This window comes from Actinosynnema pretiosum (genome assembly GCF_002354875.1).
Lineage (GTDB): Bacteria > Actinomycetota > Actinomycetes > Mycobacteriales > Pseudonocardiaceae > Actinosynnema > Actinosynnema auranticum.
Window position 1 is genome coordinate 6,244,280 of the sequence record NZ_CP023445.1, and the last position, 13,161, is coordinate 6,257,440.

Below are 13,161 nucleotides of genomic sequence, written 5' to 3' on the forward strand. Positions count from 1 at the left end.
TTTCATGCGGAAGCGAGTAGCGGTGGGCGCGCTGGCGCTCGCCCTGGGTCTGGCGGCTGCGCCGTTGACGGCCATCGGGGCGCAGCAGCCCGCGCAGTACCAGCAGGCAGCCCAGGCGGACAAGGTCATCTGGGAGGACAACTTCGACGGCTCCGCGGGCCAGCGGGTCAACTCGTCGAAGTGGAACACCGAGACCGGTGACAACTTCGGCAACAACCGCGAGCACCAGTACTACACCGATTCAGCGGGCAACGCCGCGCTCGACGGGTCGGGCAACCTGGTGATCACGGCCAAGAAGGAGAACCCCGGCAACTACAACTGCTGGTACGGCCGCTGCCAGTACACCTCGGCGCGGATCAACACCTCCGGCAAGTTCACGACCACGTACGGCAAGGTCGAGGCGCGGATGAAGCTGCCGCGCGGCAAGGGCATCTGGCCCGCGTTCTGGATGCTGGGCCAGGACATCGGCTCGAACCCGTGGCCGAACAGCGGCGAGATCGACATCATGGAGTTCCTGGGCCACGAGCAGAACAAGGTCTACGGCACCATCCACGGCCCCGGCTACTCGGGCGTCGGCGGTGTCGGCGGCTCCTACACCGGCCCGAACTTCGCGGACGGCTTCCACACCTTCGCGGTGGAGTGGGCCCCGAACTCGATCAAGTGGCTGGTCGACGGCAACGTCTTCTTCCAGACCACCCCGGCGTCGGTCAACGGCAACCGGTGGGTGTTCGACAAGCCGTTCTTCGTGATCCTGAACCTCGCGGTCGGCGGCGAGTGGCCGGGCTACCCGGACGCCAGCACCCAGTTCCCGCAGCAGATGCTCGTGGACTACGTGCGGGTCACCGACACCAGCGGTGGCAACGGCGGCGGTGGCGGCGCCAACCCCGGCGTGGTCAAGAGCGGCCGGGTCACCGGGCTCGGCGGCAAGTGCCTGGACGTGCCGTGGGCCAACAGCGCCAGCGGCACCCCGATCCAGATCGTCTCGTGCAACGGCAACGCGGCGCAGAACTGGACCTTCTACACCGACGGCTCGATCCGCGCGCTGGGCAAGTGCCTGGACGTGTCGAACAGCGGCAAGGCCGACGGCACCGTCATCCAGCTCTGGGACTGCAACGGCACCGGGGCGCAGAAGTGGGCGGTCAGCGGCGCGAACGACGTCGTGAACATCAACGCCGACAAGTGCCTGGACATCAAGGGCAACACCAGCGCCGACGGCACGCGGGTCCAGCTGTGGACCTGCACCGGCGCGGCGAACCAGAAGTGGAACGCCTTCGTCTGATCCCGGTCCTCGGCCTCGGCCGAGCGGGAGGCGCCTCGCCTGCGGGCCAGGGGGAGCAAGACCGGGGAGGGGCGCGGGACACCGCGCCCCTCCCCGGCTTTTCCGGCCCGTTCGCGCGCGGGGTCCCCCCTGCCCCGCGCGCGAGCGGCTACCTGGCCGGTGGGGGTGTGTCACCGGCCGGGTGGGGTCGTCCGGTCAAGCGGAAGGGCGTCCGGTCAGTCGGAAGGGCGCTGTCACCGGCTCAGGCGGGGGTGCCGCCTGGCGGTGTGGTCGCGGGTCAGCGCGGTGGCGCGGTGCACGGTCCCCGCGTCCGGGGCCAGCTCGAACACCCAGCACCGGGCCCGGTCGTCGTCCCACTCGTGGAAGACGGCCACGCGCTCCCCGTGCACGAGCAGGTCGCCCGCGAGCAGGTCGGCGACCTCGGTGGGCACGCCCAGCGCGGCCAGCCCGACCCCGTCCAGTCCGCCGTTGCGGTCCGGCGGCATCCCCGGCAGGCCCCACGCCATCGAGGCGTACCCGGAGTCGTCGGTGCGGTAGATGCCGTGCGAGTCCTGGTGGAACCTGGTGCGGCTGAACGGGACCGGCGGGTCCAGCCAGGCCTCGGCCCTGGTGACGATGCCGCCGCGCGTGGTCACGGGGACCGGTCCGCCCGCCGTGCGCGGAGTTCGTGCGGTGGTCATCTGGCGCGTGCCCTCGCTCCCCTGTCGTCGTTCGCCTGACGACGGGGAGTCTGCTCCACCGGCCTCCAGATCGGCTTGAGGCGGGCGGGGCGCGGTCTGGAGGTTTTCTGCAGGTCGGTGTGCCGATCCAGGGGTCAGTGGACGACGGCGGCGCGCCAGCCCTCGGGGGTGGTCTCGGCGAGTTCGCGCTCCTCGCGGGCCCCGGTGCCGCTCAGGAGTTCGCGGGCCAGCGCCCAGTGCTCGTCCTGGTGCTCGGGGTCGGCGGCGGCGAGGTCGCGCAGGGTGCGGGCGCGCCAGGTGTCCAAACCCAGTTCGGTCCAGCCCGCCAGGGCTGCGGTGAGGTGCGCGCGGGCGCCTGCCAGGTCGCCTCGGGACAGGTGCAGCTCGCCGGTGGTGCGGGTGACCAGGGCGACGCCGAACCGGTCGTTGCCGCGCTCGCACACCTCCAGGCAGCGGGCCAGGCAGGCCACCAGGTCGGCGGTCGGGACGCCGGGCAGGCGCAGGGCGGCCTTGGCCCACGCCTGGCGGGCGTAGGCCGCGCCGAGGGCGTCGCCGACCTCGTCGAGCGCCTCGGCGGCCCGCTCGCACAGCTCGGCGGACACCCGGTGCTCGCCGCGCGCCCGGTGGCACAGCGCCACCCCGCGCAGCGCCAGCGCCTCGCCGCGCCGGTCGCCCGCCGCGGCGTAGCGGCGCACGGCCCGGTCGAACCGGTCCGCCGCGCCCGCCAGGTCGCCCAGGTCGCGGCGCAGGGCGCCGAGGCCGTACTCGGCGGCGGCCACCACGGCGTCGTCGGCCAGCGCCGCGCCCAGCTCGGCGGCGGCGGTCAGCGCGGTGGCGGCCAGCTCGGGGTTGCCGCGCTCGCGGTGCGCGGTGCCGATGCCCGCCAGGCACACCGCGCGCACCGCGTCGTCCCCGGCCGCGTCGGCCCGCTCCAGGGCCCGCTCGAAGTGCGCGAGGGCCTCGTCGTACTCGTCCAGCTCGGCGTGCAGCTGCCCCAGCCCGGCCAGGACCACGGCCCCGGCTCGCGGGTCGCCGCTCTCCTCGGCCAGCGCCAGCGCGACCCCCAGGGTGCGCTGCCAGGCCTCGAACTCGTTGCGGGCGGCGAACGCCGAGGACAGCAGCACCGCGACGCGCAGCGTGGTCACCGCGTCGGCGCGCAGCTCGTGGGCGCGGTGGACGGCGCGCACGGCGGCGGCGGTCTCGGCGTCCAGCCAGCCGGCCGGGTCGGCCTCGACCTCGGCGACCAGCTCGGGGTCGGTGCGCGGGGCGCCCGTCGGGGCGGCGGGCAGGCGGGGGCTGAGCGTGACGCGCGGCAGGCCCTTGACGCCGGTCTCGGCCAGGTCCGCCCACGCGGCCAGGCACGCGGCGACCGCGTCGGTGGCGGCGCCGGGCGGCTCGTGCTGGGCGGCCAGCTCCGCGCCGAAGAGCTGCACCAGGTCGTGGAAGCGGTAGCGGACCCGGCCGATCGGGTCGATGCCCGCCACGTCCAGCAGCCGCAGGTCGACCAGGTTCTCCACCAGGTCCTCGGCGGTCGCGGTGTCCACGCCCAGCAGCGGGGCGGCCACCCACCAGCCGAAGTCCGGCAGGTCCAGCAGGCACAGCAGGTGGAACGCGTGCTTGCCGCGCTCGTCCAGCTCGGCGTAGTTCAGGCCGAGGCAGGACCGGATCGCCAGGTCGCCGACGGTCAGCTCGTCCAGCCGCCGCCGCTCGTCGGACAGCCGGGTGGCCAGGGACTTGAGCGGCCAGTGCGGGCGGGCCAGCAGCTTCGCGCCCGCCGCCCGGATCGCCAGCGGCACCCCGGCGCACAGGGTCGCGATGCGGCGGGCGGCGTCGGGCGCGGAGGCGACCCGGTCCGGGCCGATGATCCGGCCCAGCATCTCCACCGCCGACCCGGCGTCGAACACCTCCAGGTCCACGGCGGAGCCCAGGCCCGCGAGGCGGGCGCGGCTGGTGACCAGGACCAGGCAGCCGGGTTCGGTGGGCAGCAGCGGGCGGACCTGCTGCTCGGTGCGGGCGTTGTCGAGCACGACCACCAGGCGGCGGCCGGTCAGGTGCCGCCGGTAGAGCGCGATGCGGTCGTCCAGGCCGGGTGGCAGGTCCTCCACGGGCACGCCGAGCGCGCCGAGGAAGCGGGCCAGCACGGTGGAGGCGCTGGGCGGGGCGCCGTGGCCGCGCAGGTCGGTGAACAGCTGGCCGTCCGGGTAGTGCTCGGCCAGCAGGTGCGCGGCGTGCACGGCCAGCGCGGACTTGCCGGTGCCGCCCGCGCCGGACACCACCACGACGGGCGCGGCCGGGCGGTCGGGGCCGGTGGCGCCGAGGGCGAGGATGGCGGCCAGCTCGTCGGCGCGGCCGGTGAAGTCGTTGATGTCGGGCGGCAGGGTGCGGGTGAGCGGGCGGGCCGGGGCGGTGGTCGCGGTCGCGGCGGCCGGGGCGGCCGGGGGCGCGGCGGTGCGCGGCACGGCGGCGGCCGGGGTGGTCAGCGAGCCGTCCAGGATCGCGGTGTGCAGCTCGCGCAGGCCCCGGCCGGGTTCGATGCCCAGCTCGTCCAGCAGGTGCCGCCTGCCGTCCCGGTAGACCTCCAGCGCGTCGGCCTGCCTGCCCGACTCGGCCAGCGCGCGCATCAGCAGCGCCCGGCTCTCCTCGCGCAGCGGGTGTTCGGCGACCAGGCCGCGCAGCTCGTCGGCCGCGCTCAGCGGGCGGCCCAGCGCCAGCGCCGTCCTGGCGAGCCCGTCGCGGGCGGCCAGCCGGTGCTCGGCCAGCTCCTGCGCCCACGCCAGCGCGAAGTCCGCGTCGACGCCGTCGAGCGCGGGGCCGTGCCACAGGGCCAGCGCGCGGCCGTACGCGGCGTGCGCGGCGGCGTGGTCGCCGGAGCGCTCGGCCTCGCGGGCGGCGGTGTGCTCGGCGGTGAACACGTCCACGTCGCAGTCGCCCGGCTCGGTGACGAAGCGGTAGCCGGGCGAGCTGGTGCGCAGGGCGTCGGGCAGGCCGACGTTGGCGAGGGCGCGGCGCAGCTGGGAGACGTAGGTGTGCACGAGCGCCGTGCCGGACGCGGGTGGTGTCTCGCCCCACAGCAGGTCGACCAGGCGGTCGATGCCGACGACGTGCCCGCCCTGGCGCGCGAGCGCCACCAGCAGGGCCTTCGGCTTGGGTCCGCCGAGCGCGGCCTGGACGGCGTCCGTCCCGACCGCGACCGGCCCCAGCAGCCGGATGCGCATGTGTGCCCCTCCCCCAGTTCCCGCGACCGAGTGTCCCACCGGCGCGGTCGCCGGGTTCGGGTTCCTGCTCGGCAGCTTCGGGCCGCGTGCAACCCTTTGCGGGACAACGGGCCTGACCTCCCGTCCAAGATCACCGCGATTGTCGCACGCGTGTCCGACAGTGGTGCAGACGCGCGAAGGGGGGCCCGGTTGCCCGAGCCCCCCTGGCGTGATCGGTCCCGCGTGGACTACTCCTCGTTCCAGCCCAGCGCGCCGAGCACCGCCGGTTCGACGATCGGGTTCATGGTGAGCATGTAGCTCGACGTCAGGTGGTTGTCGTCGAAGTACAGCAGCACGTTCCCGATGGCGGGCGGGCAGATGTCGGCGGTGCAGTAGTAGTCGGTGAAGTCCAGGAAGCTGACGTTGGCCGGGATGTCGTCGCGCCGCTCGTACGGCGGGCCGATGGTCAGCGCGACCAGGTCGGAGCGCTTCATCACGCACCGCTCGTCCTCGGCGCCGTAGCGGGCCGCGCACTCGGACGGCGAGTAGTCGTAGCGCGGGCTGTCCCGGATGGCGACGACGGGGATGCCCGCCTCCTCCAGGTTCCTCCACTGCGCGACGAAGCCGTCGGGGGTCTCCTCGTCGTGGTCGAGGCGGATGGTCCTGGTGGCCATGGTGACGACGGCGTCGGGCTCGAGGTCGACGATCCGCTCGGCCGCCGCCGCGTTCCAGTCCTCGCACTCGCGGTCGCCGCGCACGGTCTCCGACTCGGTGGAGAACGGGCAGGCGCCCTTGATCATCGTGATGAGCTGCCAGTTCAGCCGCTCGGCGGTGGGCAGGAACGCCTCGGTGTACTGCTGGGCGTGCGAGTCGCCGACGATGACGATCTTCCTGGTGGGCTCGCCGTCGACCGGGCCGGTGCACACCTCCAGCTGCGGGGTGGCCGCGTCGGGCCGCTCGCAGCTCGCGCCGGGGATGAGCGACCACTGGTCGGTCATGGCCACCATCGGCGGCACCAGGCGGGCGTTGTCGTCACCGGAGTACGCGTAGCCCTCGGTGCGGGCGATCGCGCCGGGGTGGCTGTCGTCGGAGACCTCGGCGACGTAGCCGGTCAGCCGCCGGTCGCTGGTGAGCTGCCACACGGCGGTGGCCGCGATCACCGGCACCATGGCGGCGGCGACCAGGCGGAACCGGCCCTTGCGGGTGGGGCGCTCGACGTAGCGGTGCGTGAAGGCGGCCAGCAGCAGCGACAGCGTGATGATGCCCAGGCCGCCCAGCAGGCCGACCTCGGTGCGGTCGCGGGCCACCAGGTACAGCACCAGGATCGGCCAGTGCCACAGGTACAGGCTGTAGGAGATGTCGCCGAGGTAGCGCAGCGGGCGGGTGCTCAGGAGGCGGTCGGCGCCGATCGGGCTGCCGGTGTGGCCAGCCAGCAGCACCAGCGCGGTGGCGACGGTCGGCCACAGCGCGGCCCAGCCGGGGAACATCGTGCCGACCTGGAGCAGCATCCCGCAGGAGGCCAGCATGAGCACGCCCAGCCAGCCCAGCGCGAGGCGGAGCCTGGCGGGCAGCTCGACCTTGTCGATCGCCAGCGCCAGCAGGCCGCCGAGGGCGAACTCCCACAGGCGGGTCGTGGTGGAGAAGTAGGCGAGCGGCTGGTTCGCGTTGGTCAGCTCCACCGAGTGCGCCAGGGACAGCGCGAGCACCAGGGTGAGCACGACGGCGACCGCGCGGGTCGCGTTGATCCGCAGGTGCCGCGCGGCCAGCGCGGCGGCCCCGACCAGCAGCGGCCAGGTCAGGTAGATCTGGCCCTGCACGGACAGCGACCAGAAGTGCTGCACCGGGCTGGCTTCGACGTGCGAGTTGAAGTAGTCCGTCGCCGCGCTCGTCAGCTGCCAGTTCTCCAGCAGCAGCAGCGAGGCGAAGACCTCCTCGACGGTGACCGGCCAGCGGTGCTCCGGCAGGAACATGACGCTGCCGATGACCGTGACCAGCAGGACGGCCGAGGCGGCGGGGAACAGCCGCTTGGCCGTGTTGAGCCAGTAGGTGCGGTACTGGACCCCGCCCCGCTCGGCCATCCTCGTGAGCTGGCCGGTGACGAGGAAGCCGGAGATGAGGAAGAACGCGTCCACGCCGCCGGAGACGCGACCGAGCCACACGTGGTACACGACGACCAGCAGGGCGGCGATGGCGCGCAGGCCCTGCAGCTCCGCGCGGTAGCGGCGTTTGCCCTCGACGGGGCGGGGTGGCGCTGGGGCGAGCACGTCAGAGGTCAACTGAGGGGTCCTTCAGGGGAGCCTTCGAGAGGTGGGGGTTCTCGCAGGCTCCCACGCGTTTTCCCACGCCCCTCGGGGCGGACGCGCTATCTTCAGGGTTTTGTCAGCTTTTCCGGACAACCCGTGAGCGGGCTCGTCACGGTGCGGTGATGGGCCGCGGAGCGCCGCTGGTCAGGGCCTCGCGGGGGACATCACAAGATCAACCGGAGCATTCGGGCGAACTGGTCGGGGGCTTCAGGTTCGTCCGCGCGGGGGGTCTCACCACTGCAACGCGCGGGGACGCCCGGCAGGTTGCACGCGGCGGGAGACCGGTCGCCGGAGGGCGCGCTCCCGACCGGGGAGCGCGCCGCCGCGGGCCGTGCGCCGGGAGTCGGGAGGTGCGGGTCCTCGCCCGCGCCGCCCGGTCCCGGTCAGTCGCGCTGCTGCTCGGCCAGGAAGCGCTCGAACTCCGCGCCCAGCTCGTCCGCGCTCGGCAGCGACTCGTCCTCGCCGACGAGCAGGTTCTCCGACGCCTGGGTGAACGCGTCGTACTGCCGCTCCAGCGCCTCCACGACCTGCGCCACCTCGCTGGACTCGGCGACCTGCCTGGCGATCTCGGCGTCGGTGCGGCGGGCGCTGTCGACCAGCGCGTCGGCGGACAGCGCGAGCCCGGTGGCCTTCGCCACGGACCGCAGCAGGTTCAGCGCGGCGGCCGGGTAGCTGCCCTGCGCGAGGTAGTGCGGCACGTAGGCGGCGAAGCCCATCGCGTCCAGCCCGGCCTCGCCCATCCGCAGCTCGACCAGCGCGCCCAGGTTGCCGGGCACCTGCACCCGGTTGAACGGGGAGCGCTCGACGACCAGCTCGGGGCGGGTGGCGTGCGAGATGACGGTGAGCTCGCGGGTGTGCGGCACGCCCATCGGCAGGCCGTGGAACCCGACCGCGAGCCGCACGCCCCAGCGCTCGACCAGCGCGATGACGGCCTGCGTCACGGCCTCCCAGCGGCGGTCCGGCTCGGGGCCGGTGAGCAGCAGGAACGGCGAGCCGACCGCGTCGTGCAGCAGGTGCACGACCAGCTCGGGGGCGTCGTAGTGCTCCCAGCGGTCGGTGGCGTAGGTCATGCTGGGCCTGCGGGCCCGGTAGTCCATGAGGTCGTCGACGTCGAAGCGCGCCACCACGCGGTGCTCGTGCGCCTGGAGCAGGTGCTCGGCCAGCGTCCCGCCCGCCGACCCGGCGTCCATGAAACCGTCGAAGTGGTGCAGCAGCACCGCTCCGGTCAGGTCCGGGACGTCGGAGTCGACCTCGAACAGCTCCTCCGGGTCCTGCGCCACGACGTGCCTCCAAGTGTGCTTTCCGTGCCCCTTGTCCAGGTGGCAACGCCGCCGGTCCCGGTTCCATTCCCCGCCGGTCGGGTCAGTGTGGCGACCGTCCCGGCTTCCCCGCCCGGCGGCCCCCGCGCACCCCGAAGGCGGAAACGAGACCGTCACCCACCCGACCCGCAGGCGTCACACCAGCACCATCCGGGTCCGATCCACCCACCACGTCCGGGTGACGGCGCTTCGGCGGTCGGGTTATCGCGTTGACTTCCACAATGGTCGAGGTTCTAGCTTTCGGCCCATGGACATGGAGACCACGGCCTGGCACTCGTTGCACCACGTCGCCAACGCGCGCCGGTCGAGCAAGCCGCTGTCGGCGGCGGCGCTGAGGCGGATCTGGCGGTTCGCCGACGTGTCCCGGCCGAAGCTCGCGCAGTACCTGGTGGTCAGCGTGCTGGCCGCCGCGCTGGCGGTGCTCACGCCGGTGCTGGCCGGGCGGGTCGTGGAGGCGATCGTGTCCGGCGGCACGACCGGGTTCGTGGCGGGCCTGGCCGGGCTGATCGCGGTGATCGCGCTCGTGGAGGCGGGGCTGGGGCTGCTCGCGCGGTGGCTGTCGGCGAGCCTCGGCGAGAACCTGATCCTGCGGCTGCGCACCGTCGTCTACGACCACGTGCAGCGGCTGCCGGTGGCGTTCTTCACCCGCACCCGCACCGGGGCGCTGGTCAGCAGGCTCAACAACGACGTGATCGGGGCGCAGCGGGCGTTCAGCGACACGCTGTCCGGGGTCGTGGGCAACGTCGTCACGCTCGCGCTCACGCTCGCCGTGATGATCGGCTTCTCCTGGCGGATCACGCTGCTGGCGCTGGTGCTGCTGCCGGTGTTCGTGGTCCCGGCCCGGCGCATGGGCTCCCGCCTGGCGTCGCTGGAGCTGGAGGCCGCCGGGCACAACGCGGCGATGGGCGACCGGATGACGGAGCGGTTCTCGGCCCCCGGCGCGACGCTGGTGAAGCTGTTCGGCAGGCCCGAGCGCGAGTCGGCGGAGTTCGCGGACCGGGCGCGGCGGGTGCGCGACATCGGGGTGCGCAAGGCGATGGCCACCACGGTGTTCATGACCGCGCTCACGCTGGTGTCCGCGCTGGCCACCGCGCTGGTGTACGGGCTCGGCGGCTACTCGGCGCTGCGCGGCGAGCTGGACGCCGGGTCGGTGGTGTCGCTGGCGCTGCTGCTGACCAGGCTGTACGCGCCGCTGACCGCGCTGGCCAACGCGCGGGTCGAGATGATGAGCGCGCTGGTGTCGTTCGAGCGGGTGTTCGAGGTGCTGGACCTGGAGCCGCTGGTGGCGGAGCGGCCGGGCGCGGTCGCGATCCCGGACGGGCCCGCGTCGGTGGAGTTCCGGGACGTGCGGTTCGCGTACCCGGCGGCGGACAAGGTGTCGCTGGCCTCGCTGGAGGAGGTCGCGGTGCTGGACTCGCGCGGCGGCGAGGAGGTGGTGCGCGGGGTGTCGTTCACGGCCGAACCGGGGCAGCTGGTGGCGCTGGTGGGGTCGTCCGGGGCGGGGAAGTCGACCATCGCGTCCCTGCTGCCCCGGCTGCACGACGTGGACTCGGGCGCGGTGCTGCTGTCCGGGGTGGACGTGCGCGACGCGACCTCGGCCTCGCTGCGCGAGACCCTGGGCGTGGTGACGCAGGACGGGCACCTGTTCCACGAGTCGGTGCGGGACAACCTGCTGCTGGCCGCGCCGGGGGCGAGCGACGCGCAGCTGTGGGACGCGCTGCGGCGGGCCAGGCTGGACGGGCTGGTGGCGTCGCTGCCGGAGGGCCTGGACACGGTGGTGGGCGAGCGCGGCTACCGGCTGTCCGGCGGCGAGCGGCAGCGGCTGACCATCGCCCGCGTCCTGCTGGCCCGCCCGCGCGTGGTGGTGCTGGACGAGGCGACCGCGCACCTGGACTCGACGTCGGAGGCGCAGGTGCAGGAGGCGCTCGGCGAGGCCCTGGCGGGCAGGACCGCGCTGGTGATCGCGCACCGGCTGTCGACGATCCGGTCGGCGGACGTGATCCTGGTGGTGGAGGACGGGCAGGTCGTGGAGCGCGGCACGCACGCGGAGCTGCTGGCGGCGGGCGGGCGGTACGAGCAGCTGCACCGGACGCAGTTCGCCGAGGAGTCCGCGAAGGCCGCGGGTGGGGCGGTGGCGGCGCCGTGACCCGGCCGTCCCCCGGCTGATCCACGACGTCGGTTCCACCGGTGCGGCAGACTGGACCGGTGGAACTGACGCCGCGTGCCCTGTTCGGACTCGCCCGCTCGACCGTGGACACCGCGGTCTCCTTGCCCGGTCGGGTGCTCGGGCTGCTCACCTCGGCCGAGGCCGTGGTGCGCGGGGCGGAGGAGCTGCTCGCGCGCACCCGCGCCGTGCTCGACGAGACCGAGGCGCTCCTCGCCCGCGCCGACGCCGTGACCGCCAAGGCCGAGGTCGTCACGACCACCGCGCAGGACCTCACCACCACCGCGACCGCCATCACCACCGACGCCGGGTCCGCCGCGCGGACCGCCCGCGAGCTGCTGGAGTCCTACGCCCCGCTGGCGAAGCAGGCGCAGCCGCTGGCCAAGCGGTTCGTGGACGACCTCACCCCGCAGGAGATCGACGCCGCCATCGAGCTGGTCGACCAGCTCCCGGTGCTCACCAAGCACCTGCTGGAGGACGTGCTGCCGATGCTCGCCACCCTGGACCGCGTCGGCCCGGACATCCACCAGCTCATGGAGATCGCCGACGACGTGCGCCAGGCCGTGCTCGGCATCCCCGGTTTCACGTTCCTGCGCAAGCGCGGCGAGGACCGGGAGGAGCGCGAGGGGCAGGGCTGACCGAGCCCCGCGCGCCTGTCCCGCAGGACGCCGCTGAGCACTCCGAATGGTCGTTTGACTCGCCGACCCGGTGTTTTATGGTCAGTCGGGCGGGGTCCCACGGCGGCGCTCCGCCCGACGGAGGCGACGCGCATGGCGATGCCAGTGAGCGGCCGGGGTTCCCGGTCCCGCGGGTCCGCGCCGTGGTCGTCGGTGCCCCCCGACCTGGCGCGCAGGCTCCAACCGCTCGCGGGCGTGCTGGTGCGCGACGCCGTGCAGGAGATCCGGCGCTCCGTCCCCGCCTACGCCCAGCCCCTGGAGGGCAAGTTCCGCGAGGTCCTGGTCGGCTCGGTGGAGACCGCGATCTTCCAGTGCTTCGAGTCGATCGTCGACCCGGACGCGCCGACCGGCGACTGGCAGGCGGTGCTGCGCTACAGCGGCCGGGTCGAGTTCCTCGAAGGCCGCACGATGGACGCCCTGCAGAACGCGGTGCGGGTCGGGGCGCGGGTGGTGTGGCGGCACCTGAGCGAGCACGGGCGCGAGCTGGGGCTGCCCAGCGACGCGCTGTTCGCCGTGGCCGACGCGATCTTCGCCTGGGTGGACGAGCTGTGCCGGGTCGCCGTCGAGGGCTACGCGGAGGCGCAGGCCGGGGCGAGCGGCGCGCTGGAGCGCAGGCGCAGGCAGCTGCTCAAGGTGCTGCTGGGCGAGTCGCCCGCGTCGGCCCGGTCGCTGGCGGACCTGGCGGCGTCCACGGACTGGCGGCTGCCGGAGCGGGTCGCGGTGGTGGCGCTGGAGTACCGGGAGGACCAGCACCAGCTGCCGTCGCCCGCGTTCGGCCGGGACGTGCTGCTGGACCTGGAGAGCTCGGAGCCGTGCCTGGTGCTGGGCGGCCCGGCCGACCGGCGCGGGCTGGAGGCCGAGCTGCGCGGGCGCCGGGCGGCGGTGGGGCCGGTGGTGCCGCTGGCCGACGCGCGCCGGTCGCTGGGCTGCGCGCGTCGGGCGCTCGGGCTGGTGCGGCGGGGGCTGCTGCCGCAGGCGCGGGTCACCTGGTGCGAGGAGCACCTGGCGGTGCTGGCGCTGCTCGCCGACGAGTTCCTGGTGGAGACGCTGGTCGGGCGGGCGCTGGCGGTGTTCGCGCACCTGACCGCCAAGCAGCGGCACCGGTTGGAGACGACGCTGCTGGCGTGGTTGGGCACCAGGGGCGGGGTGGTGGAGGTGGCGGCCAGGCTGGGCGTGCACCCGCAGACCGTGCGCTACCGGATGCACCAGGTGGAGGGGCTGCTCGGCGACCGGTTGGACGACCCGGACGAGCGGCTGGCGCTGGAGATGGCGCTGCGGGCGCGGCTGCTGCTGCACGACGCGAGACCGGTCGAGCGGGCGCGCGCCGGGGTGACCGCCCTGCCGTCCCGCGCCACCCCGCAGGCGGCGAACCCCACGACGGCCGCTCCCCAGCCCGCGCAGGCGATCCGGCCCGCGCGCGGCGCCGCGCCACGTCCGCGCCACCCGGCGCGCTCCCCCGCCGAACCCCGCTGACGCCGCTGCGGGACGGGCGGGTTCCCCCCTCCCTGCCAGGGGGAACCCGCCCCTCGCGGCGCGCCTCCCGAG

The 13,161-nt window shown here is 74.4% G+C and carries 8 protein-coding genes; 4 read left to right on the forward strand and 4 right to left on the reverse strand.

Going from position 1 to position 13,161, the window contains the following annotated elements; translation table 11 throughout:
* Positions 1 to 4: 4 nt before the first annotated feature.
* Positions 5 to 1,279, forward strand: coding sequence for a glycoside hydrolase family 16 protein (locus CNX65_RS26495; protein ID WP_096496182.1), 1,275 nt, complete (start codon positions 5 to 7; stop codon positions 1,277 to 1,279).
* A 233-nt stretch (positions 1,280 to 1,512) separates the two neighbouring features.
* Here CNX65_RS26495 and CNX65_RS26500 read toward each other — a convergent pair whose 3' ends face one another.
* The 4 genes from CNX65_RS26500 to CNX65_RS26515 all read right to left on the reverse strand — a co-directional run bounded on the left by CNX65_RS26500 (position 1,513) and on the right by CNX65_RS26515 (position 8,736).
* Positions 1,513 to 1,914 (reverse strand): hypothetical protein, encoded by a 402-nt coding sequence (locus CNX65_RS26500; RefSeq protein ID WP_096496183.1) that lies wholly within the window; start codon positions 1,912 to 1,914, stop codon positions 1,513 to 1,515.
* A 179-nt stretch (positions 1,915 to 2,093) separates the two neighbouring features.
* The gene (locus CNX65_RS26505; protein ID WP_096496184.1) at positions 2,094 to 5,174 is read right to left on the reverse strand and encodes an AfsR/SARP family transcriptional regulator; all 3,081 of its coding nucleotides are present in this window, start codon (positions 5,172 to 5,174) and stop codon (positions 2,094 to 2,096) included.
* A 227-nt stretch (positions 5,175 to 5,401) separates the two neighbouring features.
* A complete protein-coding gene (locus CNX65_RS26510; protein ID WP_096496185.1) occupies positions 5,402 to 7,429 on the reverse strand; it encodes an acyltransferase family protein in 2,028 nt (675 codons plus the stop codon).
* 410 nt (positions 7,430 to 7,839) lie between these two features.
* Positions 7,840 to 8,736: a proteasome assembly chaperone family protein gene (locus CNX65_RS26515; protein ID WP_096496186.1), complete on the reverse strand. Its 897-nt coding sequence runs from the start codon at positions 8,734 to 8,736 to the stop codon at positions 7,840 to 7,842.
* A gap of 292 nt (positions 8,737 to 9,028) precedes the next feature.
* Here CNX65_RS26515 and CNX65_RS26520 point away from each other — a divergent pair, with 292 nt between their 5' ends.
* The 3 genes from CNX65_RS26520 (at position 9,029) to CNX65_RS26530 (ending at position 13,089) form a co-directional block, all read left to right on the forward strand.
* Complete coding sequence (locus CNX65_RS26520) at positions 9,029 to 10,921, forward strand: ABC transporter ATP-binding protein (protein WP_373565551.1); 1,893 nt, start codon at positions 9,029 to 9,031, stop codon at positions 10,919 to 10,921.
* A 59-nt stretch (positions 10,922 to 10,980) separates the two neighbouring features.
* The gene (locus tag CNX65_RS26525; RefSeq protein ID WP_096496188.1) at positions 10,981 to 11,577 is read left to right on the forward strand and encodes a hypothetical protein; all 597 of its coding nucleotides are present in this window, start codon (positions 10,981 to 10,983) and stop codon (positions 11,575 to 11,577) included.
* Between the two features lie 132 nt (positions 11,578 to 11,709).
* On the forward strand, positions 11,710 to 13,089 hold the full coding sequence (locus CNX65_RS26530) for a PucR family transcriptional regulator (protein WP_157767868.1): 1,380 nt from the start codon (positions 11,710 to 11,712) through the stop codon (positions 13,087 to 13,089).
* Positions 13,090 to 13,161 lie beyond the last annotated feature (72 nt).

Bases quoted from the DNA above. Each gene is read 5' to 3' on its own strand.
- CNX65_RS26495 (WP_096496182.1), top strand. From the start codon at position 5: ATGCGGAAGCGAGTAGCGGTGGGCGCGCTGGCGCTCGCCCTGGGTCTG.
- CNX65_RS26505 (WP_096496184.1), bottom strand. From the start codon at position 5,174: ATGCGCATCCGGCTGCTGGGGCCGGTCGCGGTCGGGACGGACGCCGTC.
- CNX65_RS26520 (WP_373565551.1), top strand. From the start codon at position 9,029: ATGGAGACCACGGCCTGGCACTCGTTGCACCACGTCGCCAACGCGCGC.
- CNX65_RS26530 (WP_157767868.1), top strand. From the start codon at position 11,710: ATGGCGATGCCAGTGAGCGGCCGGGGTTCCCGGTCCCGCGGGTCCGCG.